Annotated in this window: 10 protein-coding genes; 1 reads left to right on the forward strand and 9 read right to left on the reverse strand. The window is 53.5% G+C overall.

Annotated features, from left to right (window positions below; genetic code table 11):
* Nucleotides 1-18 precede the first annotated feature (18 nt).
* The gene (locus H7849_RS18730) at nt 19-3,714 is read right to left on the reverse strand and encodes a hypothetical protein (RefSeq protein WP_186741506.1); all 3,696 of its coding nucleotides are present in this window, start codon (nt 3,712-3,714) and stop codon (nt 19-21) included.
* Between the two features lie 442 nt (nt 3,715-4,156).
* On the opposite strand from H7849_RS18730, the gene H7849_RS18735 reads away from it, so the two are divergent.
* Entirely contained in the window at nt 4,157-7,684 is a 3,528-nt protein-coding gene (locus H7849_RS18735) for a carboxypeptidase-like regulatory domain-containing protein (protein ID WP_285288899.1), read from the forward strand.
* A gap of 145 nt (nt 7,685-7,829) precedes the next feature.
* On the opposite strand, the gene H7849_RS18740 is transcribed toward H7849_RS18735, so the two are convergent.
* The 8 genes from H7849_RS18740 to H7849_RS18775 all read right to left on the reverse strand — a co-directional run bounded on the left by H7849_RS18740 (nt 7,830) and on the right by H7849_RS18775 (nt 22,892).
* On the reverse strand, nt 7,830-9,275 hold the full coding sequence (locus H7849_RS18740; protein WP_186741510.1) for a sodium:solute symporter family protein: 1,446 nt from the start codon (nt 9,273-9,275) through the stop codon (nt 7,830-7,832).
* Between the two features lie 175 nt (nt 9,276-9,450).
* On the reverse strand, nt 9,451-13,008 hold the full coding sequence (locus H7849_RS18745) for an SUMF1/EgtB/PvdO family nonheme iron enzyme (protein WP_186741512.1): 3,558 nt from the start codon (nt 13,006-13,008) through the stop codon (nt 9,451-9,453).
* Nucleotides 13,009-13,014: 6 nt separating this feature from the next.
* Complete coding sequence (locus H7849_RS18750; RefSeq protein WP_186741514.1) at nt 13,015-13,527, reverse strand: hypothetical protein; 513 nt, start codon at nt 13,525-13,527, stop codon at nt 13,015-13,017.
* 1,036 nt (nt 13,528-14,563) lie between these two features.
* Entirely contained in the window at nt 14,564-16,279 is a 1,716-nt protein-coding gene (locus H7849_RS18755; RefSeq protein WP_186741516.1) for a SulP family inorganic anion transporter, read from the reverse strand.
* 86 nt (nt 16,280-16,365) lie between these two features.
* On the reverse strand, nt 16,366-17,175 hold the full coding sequence (gene ppk2 / locus H7849_RS18760; RefSeq protein ID WP_186741518.1) for a polyphosphate kinase 2: 810 nt from the start codon (nt 17,173-17,175) through the stop codon (nt 16,366-16,368).
* 197 nt (nt 17,176-17,372) lie between these two features.
* Nucleotides 17,373-19,109 (reverse strand): mechanosensitive ion channel family protein, encoded by a 1,737-nt coding sequence (locus H7849_RS18765; protein ID WP_186741520.1) that lies wholly within the window; start codon nt 19,107-19,109, stop codon nt 17,373-17,375.
* Between the two features lie 274 nt (nt 19,110-19,383).
* Nucleotides 19,384-21,465: a glycogen debranching protein GlgX gene (glgX, locus tag H7849_RS18770; RefSeq protein WP_186741522.1), complete on the reverse strand. Its 2,082-nt coding sequence runs from the start codon at nt 21,463-21,465 to the stop codon at nt 19,384-19,386.
* Nucleotides 21,462-22,892, reverse strand: a complete 1,431-nt coding sequence (locus tag H7849_RS18775; RefSeq protein ID WP_186741524.1) for a NapC/NirT family cytochrome c — start codon at nt 22,890-22,892, stop codon at nt 21,462-21,464. The genes glgX and H7849_RS18775 overlap by 4 nt, the downstream gene beginning before the upstream one ends.
* Nucleotides 22,893-22,909: the final 17 nt, after the last annotated feature.

Here is a 22,909-nt window from a genome sequence, read left to right on the forward strand (position 1 = left end):
ATAGCGTGGGGATCGCTGTCAGTGCAGGCTCTCCAGAATCGGAGCGGCCCAGGAGAAGAGATAGCTGCCGATCGCGGGAAAGAGTGTCGCAAGAACTGTGACAATTGGCAGTCCGCCCACAGCCAGCATGTGCTTCACAAACGCCATGTACCGAACCTGCCCCGGAGTGCTGTTGCTCATCCGGCTGAGAATGGCATCGCGATCCATCTGCGCCAGCACCGTCCCAACCGTAAAAAGCAGCGCAGCGAGAGTAAGCGTCGCAGCCCATGCAATGATCTGCGGCCGGTCAAACGGATAGCTGATAGCAGCAAGCAGCGTCAGCAGAAAGCCCAGAGACATGAATGTCATCAGGTTCTTCATCTGCAGCGTTACGTAGCGAACATAAGCGCCGACGCGCATCGCGATAAACTCATTGCCAATTTCCACCAGGCAATTGTCAGGACCGAAGACAGTGCCACATGGTGAAGGAATATCAGCGCGGGACTGCGGACAGTGGGCCTCTTTGTTCTCACCTTCTTCTGACTTCTCAGGCTTGCATGTTGATGCACCGGAGATCGAGCAATCAGGACCGCCGCGTTCCCAGCTTGCGCGAATTGCTGGCACCTCCGAGAGCTGAATCGCATATTCGTTCTGTTTGTGGCTGAAGGTGCAGTAAGTCCTGTTGTCGAGCCATTGGGCATCACGCATTTCCTGAAGGATTGTTCGCAACTCGTGCAGGTTGTCAGTGAGGATCGACTGTTTCTCGTCCGCCACTGGTGGAGCAACCTTCAGGTACTCAAACCATCGCATTGGCAATGTGACGACACGGCGCAGCCCGGAATATGACCAGATCGGATCGACAGAAAAGATTGATGGAAGACGCGAGAACGCGAAGCGCAATGGAGAACCCTCAAGAGAATCCAAACCACCGCGCAGCACACCCCAAATGCGGGTGAAACGCACCCAGAGCCACAGCACAGTCCAGATACTTAGAACAAAGTTAAACGTGTAGAGCCAGCCAATGTACGGCGTGTCAAACGTTGCGAAGAGTTTTTGCGGATGCAACAGCAGGCAGACCAGGAAAACAACCGCCGCAAGTAATTTACCGTCCATGCCTGGGAGGCCGTACCAGAGTTCTGTGAAACCGGTGAGCCTGATTTGCCACGAGGCCAGGTCCAGATAAGGCCAATGAATCAGCGGCAACGCAGGATTGCGCGTCACCGCCATACTCAGAGCATTGAGATTCACAACAGCAGCAATCAGAAACCCGACCGAAACAAGCAAGAGCGGCAGGATCGGACATACGCCAGAGCTCAGATGTAAGCTACGCGATGCGAAAGCGAATCCGGTCTGCTTGTCAGCAAGTTGAAGGCAAAAGAGCGTGAGCGAAAGCAAAACCCATAACAAGGAGATGCAGGGGAGCAGGAAGCCCTCGAAGCGATTGAAGAACCCTTTCCCGAGCTGTTTGCAGCGTCTCGAAAGGAGGAGAAAGAGCGTGCCTGCCATGCAGAACTGCGACATGAGTACGATCAGTGTGAAGCCGGCAAACATAGTCGTTTGCATGGGGAAGTGCTGAATGCCAGCCAGAACAGAAGTAACGTTCTGTACTTTTGCTTGATAGGCAAGAGCCGGGAACAAAAGATACGAGAGAACAAGAACAAGCTGCGTGCTGATATTCAGCAGCCACCAGCATTGTCCGGTAAAGAGACGGGACTGCTCGCAGGTGGCCGATGGAGGAGACAGGTAGTAGCTCAGCATCTTATGCAGCGCTATCTTTCTTGCCCAGGCCATTCTGCTGTGCCGCAGCTTGGTGTGCAACGGCATTGCTGCCAGAAAACACAGAAAGTGAACTACAGAAAAGCCAAGAGTAGCCAACGTAACGAGGGTCCATAAAACGGGAAGCGGCTCCGGCGGAGTGTCCGTAAGCAGCAAAACGTTACCGGGAGCCTTTGTGTTTTGGCCGACCGGATCCTTGCCGAAGTAAGCGACAGGCCAGAAATCTCCCCCGGAAGCTACGCCAATCCAGGGAGCCATCGCAAAGTGCTGATGACCGAATGGCGATTGCCGCAGTGGAAGATCGCCAGGTTTGATCTGCAACAGTGCAGCCAGAAAAATAGCCTCTTCCCGGCTGTTCGTGAACGACAGAGAATGACGAGACTCTCCACGGAATGGAGTTTGCAAGTACGAATTCTGGAAGAGCGGAAAACGAGTGACGATGAGTGTGCCATCCAGATTGAAGTCACCGCGCAAGCGCGTGAGAAGGCGCTCTGCATTGAAAAGAACAAGCCTGCTGTCCGGGCATTCCTGACGAAAATAGCGGGCGAGGAAGAGTTGATCCAGCGGATCGCTGGTTCTAATCACGATGGCGCGGGCATGCAAATGCTTGATGCTCGAAGCAATCGCCGCGAGCACGCTCTCATTTGATACAGGAGACTGTGGAGCGAATTCGGGCACCTCATCCAGGGGGTCTTTCAGTTCGTCTCGAAAACTGAGAGAAACCGTCCCATTCGTTTTGGAACTTTCCTCTTCTTCCGGTTGACTCGCGGCGGTGCTCTTGAGTGTGCTGCCGTATAGTCGTCGCACATGCGATATGCCGCGCGGAAAGGTGAAGCGTCGCACGAGATTTGTGAATGGGCTGCACGGATTCGTTGGAATCGTGGGATCAGATATATTTCCGCCGTAGGCAGTCTCATCCTCTTGCAGGACTACCACGGGCTCATCGGAATGCATGCCGGGTCTTGAGGTTTGTCCAAGAAACCAGCAGAGAGCGCTCTGATCAAGCTCCGTGAGAGTGGTTTGGGTTCCTCCACCTGCGGACGCCCATCTTCCATCTTGGTCGAGCTTCACCAGAAAAGCAGTCGCCGAGTTGGTACTGACCGTTCCGCTCAAGACGTCGAAGGACAGGTGTGGCTGTGTCTCCTGCTCCAGCGTTCGTAATCCCGGTGCGGATGCGGAATAACTGGGTCCGATCCAGCGGATGCGGGAGGCATCTTCCGGTGCTCCGGCCGGCGTCGTGCGAAAGCCCTGGCTCAGCAAGGTGCGGACCGCATCCAGAGCTTCGCGGCCAGCGGTCAGGTTGAGCCCGTAGATCGGTGATTCCGGCACCAGTACAAGAAGGAGCAACGAGTCGGCATCATCAAGACGAACCCTGTCGGCGCGCGTTCGCTTTCGAAAGAGTATCGCCCCTGGCTCATCTCCAAAGCTCTGGCGATAGCGCTCTACCTCGCGAGCGTCTTTGAAGTCCTTCGGGTCTGACAAATCGGAGGCTTGCCACGGAGTCGATATTCTCTGAAAGTCATACCCCGCAGTTGAAGCGGCCTCTTGGAGAGCCGCTATATCGCGGTCAAACTGCAGTGCCTCCGACGATTGCAGCGGATCGGGAACGGTAGCAATCAGCACCTGGCTCTCTTTGGTGTCAATTTGCGGAATGCCCGATGGAAAGGTTGCCGCTAGAGTCAATGGCGAACAGGTCAGGCTAGATGGAAGACTCTCGTTTAACGGGCTCGCAGCTGGCTTCGATGGCGATCGTACAATACCGGCATAGAGGCGCAGAGCTTCGAAAACGTAACATGTATGCTCGTCAGCCTCCACAGCAGACGACTCCGTCGAGCTGGTGCTTGGACTGCCCGACTCGCTGTGGACAGCCAGCGTTCCGCGGCTCGGCCCGACAACGTGTGAAATCGCAGACGTAACCAGCAACAACAAAACTGCCGAACCGCCAAGCTGCCGATACATAGACGCACTCCCAGAGGCTTCTGCCTACATGGGGACGTCAGGGCTATCGAGCGTTACGGCAAAAGCATCATGTAAACGTGCCCAATCATAGCGCAGACGTGGTCTCTGTCACGAAAAGACTGGTGGGCAACGGCAAATTCAATCGAGGAAGACTATTCAGGGTCTTCTGATATGTCTTTGGATTTTACTCGCCGGAGCGGCTGCGATTAGCCAACATGGTGAGGCGAGTTGATTCGATTTCGAGCAACGGTGACGTGTTTTCTCTTGCCGATCCTTGACACTTGTTATGCGGCAGAGCAAGAATTCTAGTTCTAGGTGGAATCGATACCATTCCTTTATGGAAACCATACCACCTGGTTAAGCTCTCATTTTCTTTCTACCGGCGGGCAGGCAAGTGGCTCGACAAGTTTTTATGCATACCTATCGTTCGAAAGGTTCACGGATGCAGTCTTTATATTGTCGAAGACTTTTAATACCAGTACTGACTTTATTAGCGTTGGTCTACGTAGGCAGGGCTCTGGCTCAGACGCAGAGCGGAATTAACGGCACAATCACTGATTCATCGGGGGCCACACTCGACGGGGCTCAGGTGGCTGTTCGCAACCTGGCAACTGGAGTCGTGACTCAGGAAACTACCAATTCAGCAGGCAGCTACAATATTCCCAGCCTCGTTCCTGGTACGTACACGGTTACCATTACGAAGACGGGTTTTCAGTCAGCAGTCGAACGCGGAGTCATTGTGGCAACCGGACAGACTGCCAGCGTGAACCTGGTGCTGGGAGTTGGCGAGGTAAACACTCAGGTCGAGGTCACCAGCTCGGCCATCTCACTCCAGATGCAGACCCCGCAGGTCGGCGTCACGATTGAAAACAAGGTCGTCCAGGAACTGCCCGATCAAATCAACGGGCAAGGTCGCCAGATTGACGACTTCATTTTTCTTGCTCCGGGCGTGACCGGAAGTGAGTTTAGTCATCGTATCTCCGGCGGCCAAGATTTCCAGGACGAGGTTCTGTTCCAGGGGATTCCGGCCGTGCAATCGGAGACGGAAGGGTATCAAAGCTACATCAACCCGCCGTTCGAGATGGTGAACGAGTTTCACGTTGCCAGCGATGTGTTCTCTACGCAATATGGACTGGGGCAGGGCGCGGTAAGCTACAACTTCGTTTCCGGCACGAACAAGCTCCACGGCGATGCATTCGAAATCAATCGGAATAACTATTTTGATGCGCGTGGTCTGGTACAAATCAACCCTCAAGTCCCTGTCGACAAGCAAAATAACTACGGCTTCTCGCTCGGCGGCCCGGTATGGATTCCCCATGTTTATAACGGGCGCAATCGTACGTTCTGGCACGCCAGCTCTGAGTGGTTCAAGTGGAATCAACAGCCTTCCACGACCATGACTGTGCCGACAGCCCTTGCAAAGCAGGGTAATTTCTCGGGCTACGCGCCTATCTATGTACCTGCGGGTCTGCATTGCGCCGGTCTCACGCCGGGCCAGCAGTTCCCTGGAAATATCATTCCTCAGAGCTGCTTCAGTGCCCTCTCATCGAGTTTGCTGAATCAGATTCCTGATCCGACGCTGCCAGGCTTGACCAACAACATCAACTCGCAGCTCGGCGTGGTGCAAACGACGCAAACATCATGGGGTTTCACGATCGATCACAACTTCAATCAGCAGCACTCGATCCACTACAGCCAATGGCGGGACAGCCACAATTCTCCGGCCGTCGATAACAATGCATATTTCAGCAATGAGCTGTCAGGACTGAAAACAGAGCCGCGTTTGGGCTCGGGGTTCTTCCTGAACTACACGGGCTCGATATCCAACAACCTGGTTGTTACGGCTGGTTTTGGCTGGACGGGCGAGATTAACAACGAGCTCAATGCTCATCAGAACGTCAACTTCCCTGGCGTCCAACAAGGGACGACACTACCCACGATCAGTTTCTCCGGCCTCGCTCCAGATGCGCCCACCACTTGGGGCGCAAACACTAATGGCGAGGTTAGTAGCATCAATCGCAAGCTGGGTCTTGCCTTTGCGAACAACTATCTATACCTGCACGGCCGCAACACCTTTAACTTTGGCTTTGAGGCACGCCGTGCTTATCAGGATGATCACGAGTGCAACAGCTGTACCGGCGGGTTTGCGTTCTCCAGCCTTACGACCAGCAATGGCATAACGGACCAGGGAGCAGGCCTGAACGAAAACACAACCGGGAACGCATTTGCCAGTTTCCTGCTCGGACAGGTGGACAGCTCCTTCCGTCAGCAGGCATTTGAATCGAGGCTGCGTAATTTCTCGATCTCGCCCTACATCATGGACGACATCAAGATCAACCCAAAGCTTACGATTAGCGCTGGTTTGCGTTGGGATATTCTCGTGCCGTATACGGCTGACCAGCCCGGCAACATCACCTTTCTCGATGTGACAAAGCCAAATCCCGGAGCTATCGGCCCCAATGGTCCATTGTTGGGCGCTGCAACAGCGCTCGGTAATGGACCAGGAGCTGCCGGCTTCAGTCGTGCCGATATTCCATGGACAAACGTTGGGCCACGTCTTGGATTTTCCTATGCGGTGAATTCCAAAACGGTGCTTAACGGCGGCTACTCAGTCATCTTTCTTGATGGCGGAGCCTATGAATTCGGCACCAATAAAGTCGCCAACGACTACGGCAATATCTTGGCAGGAATCAATCAGACTCCTTCCAGTGGAACCAACCTTGCCGCTTATGGTAGTTGGGATGCTCGTACGCTGCTAAATCCCCCAGCTACGCCATTGACCGCAACCATAAGCAATGGATCAGGCGTTCTCCACGCCTTCCAGAGGAGTGGTATTCGTCAGCCCTATTCCCAAATGTTTAACTTGGGATTACAACGCGAACTTCCTTGGAACCTGTTTATGTCAGCCAGCTATGTTGGTAACCACGGAGTTCACCTCGTGTCTGCACTCAATCCAACGAACCAGCTTGATCCCAGGTACCTCTCGTTGGGACAGGCTCTCCTGCAGCCATGGAACTCGGCTGCAGGTCAGGCTGCTCTCCACAGCGTCGGTGTTGCTCAGATCAACGGCCTTTATCAGCCCTATGCCAACTTCAGCAATGACTTTCCTGGTCAGACGGTTCAGCAGGCATTGCTTGAATATCCGCAATTTCTGGGAACAGAGAATGGAAACACCCTCAACAACTTTGACACCAACGGTGTTTCTATCTACAACGCATTGCAGGCTCAGTTACAGAAGCGGTTTAGCGACGGCTTGAGCTTCCTGCTTTCGTATACCTACTCGCGAACCATGTCGAATGCTGATACAGGGTTCAGTATCTTTACGCCAAATGCTCTCAACAAATTCAACCAGAGGGCAGAATGGGCGGTCTCGTCGGGCGATCAACCACATGTGCTTGTTCTGAGCGGTGTCTATGAGTTGCCGTTTGGTGCAGGCAAGCCATTCTTCAGCGGTGGCAATCGGTTCCTCAGCAAGCAGGTGATCGGTGGCTGGCAGCTCAGCGGTACTTTCCAGTACGACAGTGGTACGCCGTTTGGAATTAGTGCTTCGGGAACGCCTCTAGCTACAGGCGGAAACCGCGCCAATGACGTAGCCGGGGCTCCTATCAGTCTCAACTACAAGAACTATTACAACGGCACTCCGGTCTTGAATACTGGTGCTTTCTCTGATCCTGGTCGAACAGCTGTGGGATCTGCTGCACGAAATCAGAGCGATTTGCGTAATCCGTTTCAATCTGTAGAGAATTTGGCGCTCGCCAAGAAGTTTCAGTTTGGCGAAGGCGTGCAGGCTGAACTTCGGATGGAGTACTTCAACGTTCTGAATCGTATGCAGGTTTGCGGTCCAAGTGATTCGAATGTCAGCGATCTCCGCACCGCCAGCAACCCTAACGCAAACTTTGGTTACGTGGTCGGACCTTGTCAGGGCAATAGCCCTCGCCAAGGTCAGGCTTACTTCCGCATTAACTTCTAGTTAGAGCGGGTTTCATCAACCGAAACAACCAACCGAGACGCGGAACGAAGAGCTGCATCGCCTTCGTTCCGCGTCTCACTTTTTATTTGAAAGCGGTTCACTCGGTAGCAATCTTGTCGAGTTCCCGGCGAGCGGGTCCCCAAGACTAATTCGAAAGAGTCCTCTCCGGCCATTCCAGGTCCTGACCGCTGGCAGGCCTCATTTCAAACGGCACTGCTCGCGGGAAAATCAGACAGAAAATGATTGTGACCGCGATGATCCCCAAGGATGAAGCCACAGTCAACCATATAATGCCCCTGATATTGCTGTACACGAAGAGTGGAATACCAACAAAAAATGCGATCAAGACACCCCAGAACACGCCCGTTGAACCCAAGCGATTCCAATATAAGCTCAGAATCGTAGGCATCGCCACGCAGGCAGCTACTGTGTTAAAGACCCACCACAGATACTGAAGACCAAAACCGGGAATGTATAAAACGGCGAGGGCAACAGCGGCGCCCACAACCGTGACACCTACCATTGCCCATCTCCCGCGCGACACAATCTTGTGGTCGAGTTGCCTCTGTTCTTCACGCTCTTCTGCCGCCAGTTCAAGACCCAGTCGTTCCTTCTCACGGATTGCCTGTTCGGCAGGATTCAACTTCAACACACTCCCGGCATAGAGTGCACTGGCAGCGCACATCCCCGAGTCTAGCGTGGAGCACAGCCCACCCAGCAACATTACCGCAAATGCGCCCACTGCCCACTTAGGAAGGAAATGTGAAACCGCGACAACCCCCACCATGGACGGATCAACACCAGCAGCGAGCGAGACACCCGAGGCGGGATTTGCCGCCACAAAGCCAAGCAACGAAACTACTAGAGGCACGATCCCGAAGAGTACCCCTGAGAGGACGTAAGCCCTCACCAATCCTTGCTTTTCGATTGCAAACGCTCGCTGCCAGTGTTGCTGGTCGGCGAGCGAGCCGGAAAGCAATCCGATCGTAGTGACTATCCCGAAATTGAATGCTACCTGGGCATCAAAGATGCTGCGGTGGCTGCCGCTAACCCCGCCCAGACCGCCGGAAATCGCTGACCATCCGCCGGCGCTACTGATCGTCCAAGGAATGACAATCAACGCGGCGGTGAGCATCAGCGCATATTGAAGGAAATCCGTAACGATAGATGCCCGCATGCCTGAGATAACGCTATATACCAACGTAGTGGACGCGAGGATCATCATCACGTACTCGATTCGCGCGCCCGTCAGCAATGAGAAGATGCTTCCGCCCGCATATAACTGAACCGTGACCGCCATCACCTGATACCAGAAGAAGGGAACCAGGAAGAGGCGCTCGGTCTTTTTGTCAAATCGATATCGAATCCACTCTGGCTGGCTATAGCCGCCCGGCAGCTGGCGGCGTATGCGAACCGCAAGCGGAGCTATGATGATAAGACTAAGGACATTCGGCGCAGTAAACCAAAATATGCCGGGAATCCCCTGTTGATATGCCTGTTGAACACTTACGAAGAGCGCGGGCGCCCAGATCCACGTCACAGCGATCGATATTGCGCCGATCCACCATGGAACTCTCCGACCTGCCGCCATGAAGCCCTCCGCGCTTCTCCATATCCGGCCGCGCGAAGCAAGAGTGGTCAGGATTATCATGATTGCGGCAAAGCAGCCTAAAAATAGGTAAGCCACTGATGGAGTCATTATCCGCGTCATAATCGTTTCCCCATACATGCAACGTTCAATAGCCTTCACTCTCCCGCACAGTAAATCAACTCGTGCCCATATCTAATGCTGCGTAACCCTCAATACCAACTGCGCACCGGAATCCGCAATCCTGGTTCGTGTTGATTGGCGGCAGGGGGCGTCTGTAGAACGTTGTGAAGGGTGTCCAGTTCCTGTCATATTCAAACAAGTAAGAACCGCCGCGTATTACTTTTCGGGAACCCGCGATCGGGCCGCCGTTATCATCCAAAGATTCTTCGCCGCTAGCTTTGAGACGCTCAACCAATCGCTCGGCGCTCTGAAAATCCTCCTCAAACCAATCTTGAACCCATTCGTTGACATTTCCATTCATGTCAATAAGTTTGTAATGTCTGGATCTTCGGCTCGGTTGAACCTCACCGGTCACGTCGAGCGTTCGCTGTTCCGCAGGCAATGTTGCGGCGGTATCGAACTGGCTGCGAAGCCACTCCTCTATCCCGGTGTCTGTCGATGGGCCGTACGGGTAGTCCCAACGCTCGCTATGGTTCCCATCCCGGAGGGCAAACTCCCATTCAGCTTCTGTAGGCAGGCGCTTACCTACCCATGCGCTGTATGCCGCAGCCGCGTACCAGTTGACGTAAACGACTGGATGCCCGAGTTTTTCCTCGGGAGGTGTATCCCCCCTCCAGTAGCAGAGGTAATAAGGAATTCCGAACCTGTCGATCACCGCTTCCTTTCGCCATTCGGGGTTAGCAACGACAAACTTGGCGAACTCTTGGTTCGTCACCGGGTGAAGGTTAAGATAGAACGGTTTTACCAGGGTGGGGACTGGCGGCTTCTCGAACGGTTGAGCAATGCGCGATGTGGTCCCCATCCAGAACAACCCACCAGGGATAAAGATCATTTGCCCCGCGACCGCCCGAGGTCTCGTGAAAACCCGCGCGCCAGGACCTTTGGAATTTGACAGTCGATAAACTTCTCTAACATTGGCGGAGGCGCCGCTCGCGACCGGATCGAAGGTATCGGAGGCAACGATGACGGCATCCTTTTCGCCGTTAATGAGAACTCCCTTCAAATCGGCGCCACGAAGCTTGCAGTTGAAGACTCTTGCCCCGTATAGGGCGACATCCCTTAGAACGGCATCCTGAAAGTCGGCGCCTTCGATCAAGCTTTTCGAGATATCCACCTTAGAAAGGTTGCAATGGTCAAGCAAGGCTCCATTCAACCATTTGTCCCTCAGATCTAATCGGTTCGCATCAGACGGAATGGTATGGTTATTTAGCCTGGCGTATATGGACAAGCAGTTCCCGCCCAAGTAATACAACGTCTGCGGACTTGCCTTGACTCTTTTGCTGGTCGATTGAATCAGATCTGCCAGCCGCCGCCTCGCTCCTTCGGCGTCTGAGCGCAAGGCGTCTGCTAGAACGTCCGCCATTCGGGAAGTTAAGGGCCGGCTGCCAAGTTCGAGGGGTATTCGAGGAATAGCTGAGGCTGCCCTGTCCGAAGATAAATCCCATGGATAAACCGTATTCAGAATATCGTCTCGAAACTTCCGCGCGGCGAAGTACTCAAGCATGCTGTTATCGACGAATCCGTACGCGCCATCTCCTGTTCGCGTCAGAAACGAACAGGTGCGGATGGCGTAATCGAAAAAGCTCACGAATACGCTGGGGGTAGAGGGGAGATGCGCCCGAACCACCGTAGGTATGCTCTTTGCAGGAATGGTAACGTCGTTCTTAGTCCAAAGGTGAGCGGCAAGAATTTCGATGAATCCTGCGAGTACCCGATGCTCCCATTCAGACAGGTCTGATCGAGGTGCGTCCCTTCCTATCGATTCGTCTAGACGCGCGCGATCTCGTTCTACAGCATCTTTGAAATCGTTTAGGAACCTGCTGAAGCGCCAGTCGTCGCGCTCCAGCCATGTACGAAGGTACTGGAAGAACATTCGCGACGGCCGGATCCGATCGTCGGTGGCAATTACGTCGTCAAAATGACGGACAAGTTCCGCCAACAAGAATGGTCGTTGGCAGAGATTCGACAATCCAAGCGTATCTCTTTGGGTTACACGGTGCCAGCGCTCCAGGGCATCGCTTCGAATGCGTGTTCGGAGGTATGCAGTAATCTGCGTAGAGTTAAATGGTAAGACCTGTATCTCAGAAATCTCGTGAGGAACCGAGGATGAGTGCGCAATGAGATCAGTCAGTTCTACGTCGCTTCGCAAGTAGTGCGTTCGGCATGTCAGTACTATCTTGCCCTCAGGTCCTAGCAATTGCATTAACATCGTGAAGTTCGCAGTTGGCGTTGCTGCCAGTCCTTCAACGTCCATCTCATCTAGACCATCGAAAATCAACAACATCTTGCCTTCGTGGCAGAGACTTACAAAGTCGTGCCAGAAAAGATCAAGGCCCTCACGGTTTTGAATCGCATCCACAAAAACTGCCCGAAACCTCCTTAAACATTCATTCTCAGCTTCGGCGGGTGTTCGATTGATGCCGTCAGATAGACGCACCCCTCCAAACAACCGCAATTCGAGAAGAAAGGGGATTCGATCTGTCCCGCCCGAGAGCCACAGTCGTGCCTGTTCATACCAGAACCGTCGGATAGCAGTCGTCTTTCCAGTCCCAGTGTCACCCATCACGAACAATAAGGGACGCTCTGATGCTAGGCTCCATTCATTCAGAGCTTCCAGTGTTGCCTGTACGAATGGCTCTTCCGGGACTTTATCCATCGGCGATCCGCTAAGCAGAAACCGTTGGCAGTTGCTCCGAATGTGGAATTCATCGGAGATAAGTTCCGGAAGGTCCTCGTATTCTCGCATCCGGCCCCGAATATAATCCTCGAAGGTCCGCCGAACGTTGCTTTTGTCGAGCCGCTTCAATACCGACACGGGATGAATAGGACGAGAGAGCAAAAGTGAAGCAGCGCCGACCCAGGAAATAGGTTGCTGATATCCGTCATGGAAATGCTTCTTGATGCCTGCTTCCAGAGAGGTGGTCGTTACATCTCTGAGATCCAGCGCGATGGGTTCCACTCCCCTCAAGCAATCGATAAGATATCTCGTAAAACGGCTCTGTCCTTGATCGTTTGCGAAGTAGGACTCTTCATTCGGGGAGCAGGAGGCGAAAACCGCCGCATTTTCTTTGCCGGCAATGTAGTGTTTAGCTGCCGCGATCGCTGTTCCTCCATAGCAGCAATCGATGCAGCATACGACAGCCATTTCCAATGGCTGGATCATTTTCAGGAGCCAGTTAAATTTCAGTCCTCGCTTAGGTTGCTCACCTTCCGTATCAGAAGCGGCGATTAAAAACTGGTCTTCTGGTGGCTCATCCTCATCGGCCACTCCATGCCCTGAAAAATAGAGAAACAACAGCGTCGATGCAGTATTCCTGCCTTCTTTCTTTAGCTCGTCGACAGTACCTCTGATATTTGCCAGCAGGTCCTTGGTTGAGCAGTCATAAAAAGTTTTGACGGCAGTAAAAGAATGCTTTCCTAAACCGGTGGAGAGGACTTTATGCAGGCCCGGAAAGCTAGGCGTTCCGTCGATGTCGCCGCGTACGCAAGGCAGAGGGGCATAGTTCGCGTACTTCTCTGTACCAAAAAGCAGGGCTATTCGATGCTTAAACACCTTGGCTTATCGCTTTCGAGGCTTTAGCGTAACGGCACGCTTGCCTTTGTCCTGCCTATTCTCTTGTTTTGTAGAGAGAGTGCTGACCACCTCTGCACCCGCCTGCAACAGGAACCTTGCAGAATCGCCGCTGTCGGCATCGATATCAATAGTGATATTCCCCGACGTGATCTTGACATGCGTGTTCTTTGGCAGAAGCTTCTTCAGTGCTTGCCAAACATCCTTGAGCAAGTGTGTCGCTTTCTCTGGAGTGATCGAATACCCAGCACCGGCGAGCATGCTGATAAGTATTCCGCCAACCGCCATACCCGCGGCGGGATTCTTGGATGAGGCAGGCCGGGTATCAGTCGTTTGGGCCCTAATCTTGAGCGAATTGTCCTTCGCATTTCGAAAGGACACATTGATTTCATCGACGAGCGTGTTAGCGAATTCCCCCCAAGCTCGACCACCTCGGTCGATAATCAGATCGGGTCCGATCTCTGTGAGGTCAATATAGACCTCGGCCGACGACTCAGACATGTATTCTTCTCCTGCGTCAGGCGTTTGCGACCCCGAGCGAGGTGTTACCAATATCGAGGGACGCTTCTGCGATCATTCTTTATTCTGTCGTTACGTTCTATGCTCCAACAATCCCACACTATACCTAGTTGCAGGTTTCTCCGCATCAACTTTCCTTTTGCCCCGAGAGTGCATTTGCCTTCTTCAATTTGTGATCAATTGGCCCCTAGGTAGCCATCGGATTACCTGTCCTTGGTCTTTGGCTCGGGGATCGATTTTGCCGTTATAGGCTACGCCGTCCGATTTTGCCGCGCAGACCTATAAATTTCATTTTTTCGCCATGTCCTGTTTCCGGTCATCCCGGTTTTGCTTTCCGCTTCGGGAGAGCGTCGCATTCCTTCCGTGCGGGCATTTCATGGAGGAATTTGATGGCTCTCCATTGTAATCTCTTCAACGTTAGAAATCTGCATGATCATCGTCGCCATGTCCCAGGCCTTGCCGCAAATGTTTCATCTTTACCAACGGTATCCTTCCTCGCGGCAACTCGAATTCGACACCTTGCTCCGGAAGGACTGGAACGCAAGTCTCTTACATCGGAACTCAAACCGAGCATGCGGGTCGCGGTTGGAATTGGAAACCGTGGAATCGCGAACCTTGTTGAGATTGTGACCGCTGCTCTCAACCGCATTCGTGTTTCGAGAGCAGAACCTTTCATTGTGCCGGCCATGGGAAGACATGGCGGAGCCACGCCATCCGGTCAGGAGCTTGTCCTTGCTGAGTTCGGCGTTACGCCCGAGTCAACCCCATGCGCTCTTCGAGACGAGCATGGATGTCGAACAAATCAGACAACTTGGTGACGGTTATTCCGTGATCTTTAGCAGCGCTGCATTGAAAGCAGACGCTGTCGTTCTCATCAATAGGATCTGCGCACTCCTGTGTGGCCGGCTTCAGCAATGCTGAAAGAGCAGGTTATGGTGAGCTTCAGGATGAGCCCAAAAGCACTTCGGAAATCCTCTCTATCGGATCGAGGAGGCGCTTTCTGGATTTCGTCGGCCGTTCAGGCATGGGTTTGGTCAAGCTTCTCCGTGCGCGCGCCATCTTTGAGAAACGCGTCGACAGCTGAATCGACGCCAGGAAATATCCGATTCGACCCAACGCGTTCTGTAAATCCGCTGCGATCGAAAAAATCGCGAACCCGATCTGCGACACGGGCAAAGTAGAGCGCAACACCCGACCCCTCTAATTCACTACGCAGTTGCTCCAGCATTTCAAGGCTGGTCACATCTATTTCAGGAGAAGCTTCGAGGTTTATCAGAACTGCGTGGAGGGACCTGTCAGACTGCCTGGTGAACTCGCGCAGGTGACTGCGAATGCGATTCGCATTTGCGAAAAACAGCATTCCATTCGGCCGGAAGATCAGGAGATGAGGAATCTGCTCAGCTTCCGGATGTCGACCGACATCGACAAAATTCCCGGAGCTCCCTAGTCTGCCCAGTACGGAATCCTGTGGAGCGCTGAGTCTTCGCATCACGGCCACTAGTGTTAGAGCGACCGCGAAAATCAGCCCCTTAAGAATTCCCATCTGTAAAACACCGAACAGTGCGACGAGCTCACCCCAGATGCTTCCACTGCGGAGCTTTACATAGTATTTGAGCGTGCCAACGTCGGCCAAATGTGCGACGGCATGGACGACAATCGCTCCGAGAACAGCTTCCGGGAGATTACTGATCAGGGGCAACAAGTAAGCCAGCGTAAGACCCACAAAAATCGACGATGTAATGGTGGAGAGTTGAGTACACGCCCCACCGCTGTCGTTGGCTGCCGTCCCCGACATGCCCCCGCCGACGATGATGCCGCCGAATAAACCCGATGCGATGTTTGCCCCTCCTATGGCGCAAAGCTCCTGATTGGGATTGATCTCAGATTTATGCCTTGCAGCAAACGTTCGGCCGGCGGCGAGAGACTCGGCGGTAAGCACGAGCACAATTCCGATGGCGCCCATGAAGATATCCGCCACCTGGTCTTCACCGACTCTGGGCAGGCTCAGCGAGGGCATTCCAGCTTGAATCGTACCGACAACATCCACGTCATGCTGTTTCAGGCCGAACCAGGAGACAGATAAAACACCGAGCACCAGCACCACTAAAGCCGACGGCACGCGGGGAGCAAATGCGCCGAGGAGGAACATAACGGCAATCGCAATTGCTCCGATTGCACACACCCATAGATTCGCCTCTTTGAATGAGGTGATCACATGCCACACTAAATGGAAGAAATTTCCCTGTCCTGCAGAAATGCCAGTGAGCTTATGGGCCTGCTTCACCATGATGGTGAGCGCGAGTCCGAAGACAAAGCCCTTAAGAACTGGCTTGGAAATGAACTCCGACACAACTCCCAGCTTGAGCAGACCGCCTACGAGAAAGATGATGCCCGCTGCAGTCGCGGCGCCCGAAGCGAGCACAACGTATCGCGTCGAATCACCAACGGCAATCGGAGCCACGAGAGCGGCCAGCATGGCTGCCGATGACGATGTAGACGTAACCGCAAGTTGGCGCGACGTTCCAAGGAGCGCGTAGACAAACATTCCCGCCATCGCGGCGTATAGGCCCATCTGCGGCGGGACTCCGGCAATGCCCGCATAAGCCATTCCCTCCGGGACCAGTAATCCTGCAAGCGCAATGCCTGCGATTACGTCCGCACGTATAGTTTTCGGTGTACTGTCAGGCAGCCAATCGACGATGGGAAAGAATCGGGATATGGCGCGCCGAGACATTCATTTCTCTCCTCAGAAGCACCCTGCTGAGCCGAAGTGATCCAGCAGATTCAGCCGCGAGACATGAACATTCTGTATGAGCGGTGTCAATAAATTTCGGGAATGAAGTGCGCCTTCTTCAGCGGGGCCTGATCGTCATATCGTTTGCGGTTGTCTCTCGGTGGCAGCTTCACTTTTTCCCGCGGAACCTTTCCATAGGGAATCTTGCTCAGGAAATGCGAGATACAGTTGAGCCGTGCCTTCTTCTTATCGTCGGAATGAACGACGAACCAGGGAGAATGCTTGCTGTCGGTTGCCTTGAGCATGGCGTCACGCGCCATTGAATAGTCATACCAGCGGCCGAACGACCCGAGATCCATCGGGCTCAGCTTCCATTGCCGCAGCGGGTCATTGATCCTTGCTTTGAATCGCCTTTCCTGCTCATCAGGACCGACTTCCAGCCAGTACTTGATGAGAATGATTCCAGCATCCACGATGTACTTCTCTACCTGGGGGCATTGCTCGAGAAAAATACGATGTTGCTCGTTGGTACAGAAGCCCATTACAAACTCAACGCCGGCTCGGTTGTACCAGCTGCGATCGAAGATTACGATCTCGCCGCCAGCCGGAAAACGATCGATATAGCGCTGCATGAACATCTGGGTCTTTTCGCGGTCAGATGGAGCTGGCAGCGCCATGACCCTGAATACACGGGGACTTACCCGCTCGGTCATTGCGCGGATCGTTCCTCCCTTGCCTGCGGCGTCCCGGCCTTCAAAGACGACAATCACCCGAATCCCCTTGTATTTGACCCACTCCTGAAGCTTGCAAAGTTCCGCCTGGAGGCGTCGAAGTTCTTTCATGTACTGCTTATTGCTCAACTTGTTTTCGTCTTTGCCGTTGTCCTTGTCGGCCATGAATCATCACCCCTTTTCTGCCCTGTCGAATCGCTCTCGCGATGTCCGTGTGCGAATGCAGTTACAGCCATTAAATGAGTAGGTTATGTCCAGGGTTTAGCTGTGCATACTGTCAGAAAAGACAGTAAGGGTCCAGTACCAGATGGTTGATACGCTCGCCGTGCGTTTGCAACTGTCTTGATTGTGACCACGGTGAATCACTTATCCCCGGATGTGGCGGCGCACTTCGTTTGAGAGTCGCCATTGCGTGCGATTTCACCTAGATTCACCCGAAATCCGGTCTGTTTGTAGTCTGGTTTGATATATTGCTCGGGAATCGCGATCGTGTTCCCATCCCTCAACGAAGAGAAGTGTGGAGAACAAATCTCAACACCGGCGTCATTGAACTTGTCCTGAATGTTCCGATGGAGATCCGAATATATGTTCAGCACTTCGCGAGGAGTATCCGTGTAGGCATTTAGCTCGTAAGTCACATAGAAATCATCCAGCGATCTCTGCAATACGAATGGAGCCGGTTGCCGCAATACGTGCTCGGTGGCGAGTGCTGCGCCGACGAGTAGTTGATGAACGGTCCGCCAGGGCGCATCGAAACCAATGCTGACGGCGGTGTAAAAGATAACCCCAGCCCTCTTCGCCTCGGTGCTATAGTTCTTCACCGAGCCATTCATAACGGCAGAGTTGGGAATCGTAATGACCTCCGCTTTCGGAGTGAGAAGGCGGGTCACGAGCAGAGTCTTTTCGATGACTTCTCCCATCGTGTCGCCGATCTGAACCCAATCCCCTACCAGGAAAGATCGCATATAGGTCAGGATCACCCCGGCGATCGCACTGGCTACAGCCGACGAAGAACCCAATGACAACAGCACACCGACAAAGATAGAGATGCCCCGGAATGCAGGACTTCTGGCTCCGGGAAGATACGGAAAGGCCACGATCAACGCGAGAACGAGAAGGAGCAGCCGTATCAGCTTCTCCGTCGGTTCAGCCCAATCCGGATAGAATCCGGGAATCTTCAGTTCACCTCTGCGAATCTGCCGAAAAATCAGCCGTACCAAACGAAGGGCATAGTTGGTTATGATTGCAATCACAGCGACGACCAACAGCTTCGGTAGATAGTCCACGACTGACCGGCCCAGCATTTCCAATTGCGAAAACACCCAACGGGTCACCGTGAGTGATATTTCACGAGTCGAGGAGAAAAAGCCCAGGACAATTGTCAAAGTGGCTTCACAAAGACCAAGGATGAGTAACCATCGCAGGAAGGTTCCGATAGCCAACATCGTCGGGCCGATGTAGGCGAAAGAGAGATGCCAACCGGACTTCTCTAAGACTTTTGCGCTTCTGCGAATGTGCTCTTCAATTCGAACCCGCAAGAACCACCGGCACCGCCGGACAAGCCAGAGGGACAGGACGAGAAAAAGCACGGCCAAGGCAGTTTTGAAGATTGCACGCAGTATCATCCTCCAACTGTGTTCCTGCCGGTAAGTCTGGATGGTTTGACGGATGCTCGCTGCATCCTCCAAGGCGAGTATTTGACGACTCTTGCCGGCCGCTCTGGCATCTGCGTCTGTGACGGCCATAATCACGACGTTGTCTGCCGAAATTTCGGTCCAGACATCACGCGGTTGAATCAGTACGGATTCTGGTGGAATGCTGGTTTCCCTGGCGAGAGTGATGATACGTGCTTCAATTCCTTGCGCGCGGGCCTCAGGAGTAAGATGGGCAATCCGCTCGTAAACCGTCAACACCGGACGGCCATCGATCACCACTTCGCCGGTCTTGGCGACTTCTTCCTCGATAATATCCTGTTCACTTGCAACTTGATTATTCGTTGGGGTGGTCAACTGCTGTTGGGCCATTGCCGACAAAGGACTGGCCGCCGGCAGTTGGCAAATGATGAGTCCGACGCAAACATTGATAATCAGTCTCTTCATCGCGCGACTCTAGGGTAACGCTTTCGATCTCACCCAACGGTTGAGTGCTGAGAGCGGCAAGTTATCTCTGAGGGAGGTACTCACAAAGCAACAAGGCCTTCACGACTCTAGTTCGACAAATTGAGGGCACAGAGTGCCAGACGCAGCCAAGGGTATGCCTCTGCGGCCCAGTAGCAAACTGGTAGAAGTAACAGTCTGCGCCGTCATTCTCTATTGACAACTGGCAGTTGCAGGCCGTGTGGTCACATACTGGCTGGCCGTCCGAACGGGCTGCTCACGTAGAAGCAAGCACATCATTGCCAGCGCGCGCCCAGAGAACGACCATCGATCGAGGTCTCGCCTGATACGTTTGTTCAGCAACGAAGGGTGATTCTTGCCACGGCACAATGTCCTGCGGTGTGGGTAGAGAAGTGTCAATCCATCGTCGCCATGGGCCTTCCTGCCCATTGGCTACATCCGGTAATTCAAAATCAAGAGCCTCCCAATATGCATTGAAGATGAAGTATGCAAGGGCGTTTTCCTGCGGCAGCTCAGCGCTGAACGCAATACTGTGCGAATGGCTGCTCCAGTCCGGCTGGTCAAGCTTAACTCCATGCCAGCCTTTCGCGCTCTTTGCGATCAGCTCAGTCAACGTCATCCGTTGCCGCAGTCCGCTTGCATCTCGCCGCAGCCTTCTAGCGATAAGCAACTTCACGAATCGATGTATATCTTCGTGCTTCTTAAGCAGAGACCAATCGAACCAGTTGCCCTGGGCGTCATGGCAGTAGGCATTGTTGTTGCCAAGCTGCGTTCGCCGGACTTCATCGCCCATCGTGAACATGGGCAGACCCAAAGAGAGCAGTGTCACCGTCATAAAGTTTTTCACTTGACGGTTTCGGAGATCCTCGATCGCGGGATCATCCGTTTGCCCCTCAACTCCGCAGTTCCAGCTTCGATTGTCGTCTCCGCCGTCCCGGTTATTCTCACCATTCGATTCGTTGTGCTTCTGGTTGTAAGAAACCAGGTCGTTGAGCGTAAATCCATCATGACAGGTCACGAAGTTCACGCTCTGTTCCGCTTCGCGCTCCTCGTGGCAAAATATCTCGTGGCTGCCGAGCAGACGGTCGGCAAAATGTTGCAAGGCGCCTTCGTCGCCGCGGAAGAAACTACGTGCGTCATCGCGAAAGCGCCCGTTCCATTCGCGCCAACTGTCTCCAACAAAACTGCCGACCTGATAAAGCCCACCCGCGTCCCAGGCTTCGGCAATCATCTTTGTTCCTGCGAGTACCGGATCGGACTCAATATCCCAGAGAACGGGCGGGTTAGCCATGACATGGCCGCTCGAATCGCGAGCAAGAATCGAAGCGAGATCGAAGCGAAAACCGTCCACATGCATCTCTTGCACCCAATACCGGAGGCTGTCGACGATCAGCCGTCGCACGATCGGATGATTGGCGTTGAGCGTGTTTCCGGTGCCGCTGAAGTTCGCGTACCGTGACCGTTCCCCCTCCAGAACGTAGTAAGCGTTGTTATCAAATCCGCGAAAGCAGAATGTCGGCCCCGATTGATCGCCTTCCGCTGTGTGATTGAAGACGACATCCAGGATGACCTCGATCCCTGCTTTGTGTAGCGCCTTGACCATGTCGCGAAATTCACTCACCGGAGTCACGGAGTCCCGGCTGGAGCTGTATGCCTGGTGCGGTGCGAAGAAGGAGACTGGTGCATAGCCCCAATAATTGACGCGTCCAGGAGGACAATCCTGGGCGTCGAACTGAAATACAGGAAGCAGTTCAACAGCTGAAACACCGAGGTCCTGGAGATACGGAATCTTCTCGATGAGCCCACGATAGGTACCTCGCCTATCCTCCTCGACTCCTGAGCTCGGATGCTGCGTAAAACCCTTCACATGCATTTCGTAGATGATCGTCTGCGAAGGCGGACGCATGAGCGGTGTGTCGCCCTCCCAGTCATAGAGGCTGGTATCCACCACAACGCTCTTCATCGCGGTTGCGGCGTTGCTCTGTGCTTCATCGCGAGAGTAGTTCCTCGGAACAACAACTGCGCGACCATATGGATCGAGCAGAATTTTGGAATCATCAAAGCGCAATCCCGCCGATGGTTCGAATGGTCCTTGCACTCGATACCCATAGATCTGCCCCGCCTGAATACCGGGGACAAAAACATGCCAGTAGTGATAGGTTCGGTTGATGAATGGGTCGAGAGAAATCACACGTGCAGGGCGAGCATCGTCCTCCCTATCGAAAAGTAGCAAATCCATGTCTGAAGCATTGCGTGAGTAAACGCTGAAGTTCACACCGATTCCTGCCGGTGTCGCGCCCAACGGAGAGCTTCGACCGCGTGATCGCGGACGCTTCATTGAATGCCTAGATCAGTAAGTTGTTTCGGATTCACTTCATCGACAGCCACCAGATTATGGCAAGTGGCGCAGTCATTATCGATACTCTTTCCATCCTTGGTATTGTGGCTTCCATCGTGACAGCGGAAACAGCCAGGATAGTCATTATGTCCGATGTTATTCGGATGCGTGCCCCAGGTAACCTTCATGAAAGGAAATACATTCTCACCATAAATCGCACTCAGGGTCTTCGCGGCGTCATCGATCTGAGAGCGCTGCTGACTCCATGCATTTGGATACTTACTGCGATAGAAGTCCTCCAGGCCAGCTGTGATCTTCGATTCTGCATCTGCTTGCGAAGCATACTCTGCTTTGATCAGAGCAAGACCCTCCTTGTGGAGGAAAGGCAAAGAAGTGCTGAGCCGTCCACGGGCCATCGCTGTATTCACTGCGTTCACTGGAGTATCAAACGAATGCGCGGCCCTGTTATGGCAGTCAATGCAATTCATCACACGCTTTTGGCCACCTTCGGGCGTCTTCGCGTCCGACGACACGTACTCGACTGCAGAGCCGTCTTCATTTATCTTGGCTACCCAGGGAATGGTCTGATTTGTGTTGTCCGTCGCAATGAATTCGATATGACCACGATGCGCGCCATGGATTCCACTCAATCGGCCAGACAGATCTCGCCCTCCAACATGGACCAGAACCAGAGAGTGTGTGACCGAGTTGCTTTCGTCGTCGCCATAGGATGTCTTCACCACAAGCTTGTCGCCGATGTACTTTCCAGGATTGTGACAGTGCAAACACGTTGCGTTAGCAGGGGGCACCTTACCCTCTGGCATGATGGGGCGAGGATAGCTGCCTAATACCAAATGCACAAGCTGCCGCGTTCCGTTTAGCTTTGCACTCACGTAGCCTGACAACCCCGAAGCGACGTGGCATTCCGTACAGGTTACATTCGCGTGGGACGATACGTGATAAGCGCTCCACTCGGGCGCCATAACGTGACAGGACTGGCCGCAGAATGACGGCTTGTCCATTTGGGCAACGCCACGAAAACTTGCGGTGCCTACAATCACAAAATTGATAAACGTAAGGAGAACGACAAAATGGAAGGAACGACGGATAACAGGATTGGCAAAGTCAACCTGGGGATAGGTAGATGGCAACTGGCCCATTGCCTTCAGCCGTCGTCTCCTCCACCACATACCAATTGGAATGAGGATTAGCCCGAGGATAAAGAGGGCAGGCAGGCAAAGGTCAAAAACAATACCAACATAAGGGTTTGCTGAGCCGCCGTGGCCAATAACGTCGACCACCCAGAAGCCGATCAGAGTCAGAGCTGACGCGGTCGTAAGTCCGACTCCAATCAAGCTGACTGGGTTGTGCGCAAAAAAGACCAGCGGCCTAAGCCGATTCGCTCTGAATCCTTCAGATTGAGTCATCGCTCAGCTTCTTTTAG

It is taken from the genome of Alloacidobacterium dinghuense (assembly GCF_014274465.1).
Lineage (GTDB): Bacteria > Acidobacteriota > Terriglobia > Terriglobales > Acidobacteriaceae > Alloacidobacterium > Alloacidobacterium dinghuense.